Source organism: Wolbachia endosymbiont of Nasonia oneida, assembly GCF_009012935.1.
GTDB classification, from domain to species: Bacteria; Pseudomonadota; Alphaproteobacteria; order Rickettsiales; family Anaplasmataceae; genus Wolbachia; species Wolbachia pipientis.
The window spans coordinates 1-4,488 of record NZ_QESS01000002.1; the positions used below are offsets into that span (position 1 = coordinate 1).

Below are 4,488 nucleotides of genomic sequence, written 5' to 3' on the forward strand. Positions count from 1 at the left end.
TTTTATAATACATTCTAACACTTTTTCCTTAACTTAATGGCAGTGGTCATGCCAGTGCCCAGACACTGGCATCCAGGTTCTTTTTTTCTAGATTCCAGCGTCACACGCTGGAATGACAAAAAAGCTAATTTTTAACGTAGATAATGGTTATGCAAGAAGTCTACTTCTTACCCTTAATCAACTCTAAAGCCTTCTTCAAATCTATACTCTCAATATCTGCACTCTTGCCCAAAGCAACGTTTGTTTTACCGCATTTTATATAGAATCCGTACCTACCGTTGCAGATGAAAACTTCTTTTCCCTTTTCATTAACCCCGAGAGACTTTAGTTCTTTGCGTGGACTGTTTGCAATAATTTGTACAGCTTCGCTCAATTCTGTATTCAGCACCTCTTTGGAGCTTTTCTTAAGAGAAAAGTATCTACCATCATAGAAAATATAGTATCCAAATCGTCCAAGGCCTATTTTTACTTCCTTTCCGGTTTCAGGGTGTTCTCCGATTACTTTCGGCAAGGAAAGTAACTGAGTAGCGGTGCTCAGATCAATATCATTAACATTTATATCTTTTGGTATGGAAACCGTTTTTTTCTTTTTTAACTCGTTATTAAACTCCAGATAAAGTCCAAAAGGACCCTTTTTGATCATCACTTCTTGGTTTGTTATATCATCTATACCTAAACTTTTTGGATATTCTGAATTGTCGTTACTGCCCGTAATTTCTTTTGTATGGTTGCATTCAGGATAGTTAGAACATCCAAGGAACACCCCGGCTTTTCCAAAGTTCAATTTCAATATGCCATCAGAGCAAGCAGGGCATTTTGTATTCACCTCTTTTTTTCCTTCTTCTGAACAAAACCAATCGATTACCAAATCGTGAATGCCGCTGAAAACTTCATCATGCGTCATTTGCTTGACAGAGTTTACATGACCAAAAAATGGCACCCAAAAGTGGCCTAATTCTTTTTTCCAATCTGCATGTCCATTTGAAATTAAATCAAGCTTTTCTTCCATTTGTGCTGTGAAATCATACTCTACACAACGCTGAAAAAAAGTTTCTAAAAATATAGTAACGATTTTACCACGACTGCTTGGAATAAACCTTTTGCTATCCAATGAAACGTACTCACGATCTTGTAATACCGAAATAATTGTTGCATAAGTTGATGGTCGACCTATACCGATTTCTTCCATTTTTTTTACGATACTTGCTTCACTGTAACGTGGTGGCGGTTGAGTGAAATGTTGTTTTGGCTCAACTGAAATCAGCTTGCATGCTTCCCCTTCCTTCATGGCAGGTAGCAGGCCTTCATTTTCGGCTTCCATGTTATCTTGATAGACTCTATAAAAACCATCAAAGAATATACTTGATCCACTTGCTCGCAGAATTACTTTCTGGTCAGTAGAACTAATTTCGACTACCACTTGATCAAGAATCGCCGACTCCATTTGACTTGCAATGGTCCTTTTCCAGATTAAATCATACAATTTAAATTGCTCTGGCGTTAAGTAATCCTTAATACTACCCGGCGTTCTATTGATATCAGTTGGACGAATTGCTTCATGTGCTTCTTGAGCATTTTTGACCTTTTTTACATATTTACGAGGAGACTGCGGTAAATATTTATCACCATATAATGACTTAATTGACCCTCTAATTGAGTTTATAGCCTCATCTGCAATATGAAACCCATCTGTACGCATGTAAGTTATCAACCCTACAGTTTCACCACCAATATCGATACCTTCATATAAATTTTGCGCTATGCGCATAACACTTTTCACATTAAAATACAGTTTATTCACTGCATCTTGCTGAAGACTTGAAGTAATAAACGGAGGAAGCGGGTTTCTCTTAACTTGCTTGCGTTCTACTGTGCTTACAGCATATTGCCTTGACTCAATCTCCCTGACTAAGTTCTTTGCTTCCTCTTCATTCTTAATATCAAATTTTTCTAGCTTTTTATTGTCATAGTGGCTTAGCATAGCAAAAAAAGCCTCATCTTTGCTATTTTGCATTTCTGCCTTTATACTCCAATACTCCTGTGTTATAAATTTACTAATTTCATCTTCTCGTTCGCATATAATCTTTAATGCAACAGACTGCACTCGCCCTGCGGACTTGCTCCCCGACAATTTTGTCCACAGCAGTGGTGATAAACTAAACCCAACTAGATAATCCAAAGCTCTACGTGCTTGTTGTGCACGCACTAAATCCATATTAATTTCACGTGGATTTTTTATTGCTTCTTGTACTGCTCTTTTTGTTATCTCATTCAAGACTACTCTATAAATGTTGTTTTCATTACTGATTGCTTTCTTTTCTTTTAATGTCTCTATCACATGCCAAGCCATTGCTTCCCCTTCTCTGTCTGGGTCTGTTGCAAGATATATATCTGATGTTTTGCTTGCAGCTTTTACTAACTCTTTTATATACTTTTCTGCTTTTTCAATGGTTTCATACTTTATAGCAAAATCATTATCCGGATCGACAGAACCGTTTTTTGCTGGAAGATCCCTCACATGTCCAAAGGATGCAGCTACTTTGAACTCTTTACCCAAATATTTACCTATTGTCTTTGCTTTCGCAGGTGATTCAACTATTAATAATGCCATATTGTTAATTATTTTAGTACTTAAAGATAATATGTTGAGAAATATACGATGAAAAGTAAAAAAATATTTTAATGGTTCTTGCGAATTTTACGAACCTGGTTGTGGGACCTTTTCAGAAAACCCTTGGACGTTGCTATTTTTAAGTGACTTTGAAGGCTCATTACAATAGTATATGATCGCAGCAGCAACGAGAAGCTAGATTCCAGTGTCAGCTACTTGCATGACAAAAAAAGGAGCGCTGGGATGACATCCTCCCTTGTGGAAATTGCTCTCAAATCACAATGCCCGTAAAGCTGCGACCCTAGAGGTACTGTTTCTCACCCACTGCAAATATTGCACGGTACTATCCACTTGATCATCGTGTCGAGTTTCAGGAAACATTAAAATCTCATACTCAAAATCGTTTAGCCATACTGCTTGATGTGGCAGAAAAACCTTGCCAGACTCTATCATCGGAGCAATCCGGTGGAATCGAGTGAGTTTGTCATCATGTGGCATTATTTCAATAATGGGTAAATCACTGTTTGCTTTTAGCTCTTGCACCAATTGCTGACCACTTGTTTTTGCTTCGATTAAAATTGCGTGTGGCGTCCATCTTGCAGCTAGTGACAAAACCTGTTCTTTAAGCTTTGGATACTCAAGCTTTGCGCGATATACGTCGAGTAAATAGAATTTATTATCTATTTTTGCCCAGGTGATGCAGACACTAAAGTTGCTCATGTTACTTGTTGAAACCGCAGTATCCCAACTTTGTGTTATATGCGAGAGATTATCAGGAAATTTTTTATAGCGTTTCAACCACTCTGGTTTAATTATACCACTTGAAAGCGGCAGAGGGTTTTGTTGATATTGCGCAGCAAAAGCATAACTCCCAAGTTCAACTTTTATCGTCTCAACTTCTTCTTTTCCTCCATCGAGGGGATATAGCAACTGACCTTCTTCTCTTGAATATAATATCCTTACAGGTGACGCTGGTTTATTATATAATCGCCTGGTCGCACAGTGCTGAGCTACTCGGATGATAGGAACGGGAGGTATTGGCTTTTTGATTGAATAAATAACCTGCTTATTTTCAGAAATCATTGGCAAACAAATATGATGCCATATGTTTTTTGGCTTGGAGAGAAGGTGTCCAGTTAAGTCCTCCTGGTGTAGCCTGTGCATTACAAGAACGATGACTCCTTTTTTTCTATCGTTCAGCCTGGTTACTAAAGTCTGATCAAACCAGTTTGTGGCACGCTTTCTAAGCGTTTCACTCAAAGCTTGAGCAGAACTGAGCGGATCGTCCACAATGATAAAATCACCACCTTCACCAGTTAGTGTTCCACCAACTGATGTTGCGATTCTGTATCCTCTCTGCACTGTTTGAAATTTATATTTGGTATTCTGGTCTTTGGATAGTTCTATCTCTGGAAATAGCGCTCTATACCAACTAGACTGCATCACGCACCTGGTGTCGAGCGAGTGCTTTTCGCTGAGCAGCCGAGAGTAACTTGCAACTATTATCCTCGCGGTTGGCTGATTTCCCAGTATCCATGCGGGCCACGCAACACTAGCGCACAGGGATTTCATTGAACGCGGAGGCATATTGAATATTATTCGTTTCACTTCACCAGCGCTCGCCGCTTCCAGCCTATCTGCTATGACTTTTATATACTGATAATCGTTATACTCACACCCCGGCACTACCGTTTGAAAGCACAGTTCAATGAATTTTAGAAAGTTCATGATATAATGTTGAAACCAGCGCGTAACGCTGGGATGACAAAAAAAGGAGCACTGAAGGCTATAGGTGAGACGTCGCGGTATCTCTAGATCCCGCTAACAAGCAGCGGGATGACGAATTACTTAACCATCATTACACCGTCATACCGCGA

The 4,488-nt window shown here is 39.0% G+C and carries 2 protein-coding genes and 1 pseudogene; all 3 read right to left on the reverse strand.

Annotation, left to right across the window (positions count from 1 at the left end; all coding sequences use genetic code 11):
* Nucleotides 1–160: 160 nt before the first annotated feature.
* The 3 genes and pseudogenes from topA to terL all read right to left on the reverse strand — a co-directional run bounded on the left by topA (nucleotide 161) and on the right by terL (nucleotide 4,339).
* Nucleotides 161–2,611, reverse strand: coding sequence for a type I DNA topoisomerase (topA, locus tag DEF52_RS01075; RefSeq protein WP_151807625.1), 2,451 nt, complete (start codon nucleotides 2,609–2,611; stop codon nucleotides 161–163).
* 87 nt (nucleotides 2,612–2,698) lie between these two features.
* Nucleotides 2,699–2,797: pseudogene (locus DEF52_RS06955) on the reverse strand (TomO hydrophobic C-terminal domain-containing protein); the annotation flags it as partial.
* Nucleotides 2,798–2,887: 90 nt separating this feature from the next.
* Complete coding sequence (terL, locus tag DEF52_RS01080; RefSeq protein WP_151807626.1) at nucleotides 2,888–4,339, reverse strand: phage terminase large subunit; 1,452 nt, start codon at nucleotides 4,337–4,339, stop codon at nucleotides 2,888–2,890.
* Nucleotides 4,340–4,488: the final 149 nt, after the last annotated feature.

Bases quoted from the DNA above. Each gene is read 5' to 3' on its own strand.
- topA (WP_151807625.1), bottom strand. From the start codon at position 2,611: ATGGCATTATTAATAGTTGAATCACCTGCGAAAGCAAAGACAATAGGT.
- terL (WP_151807626.1), bottom strand. From the start codon at position 4,339: ATGAACTTTCTAAAATTCATTGAACTGTGCTTTCAAACGGTAGTGCCG.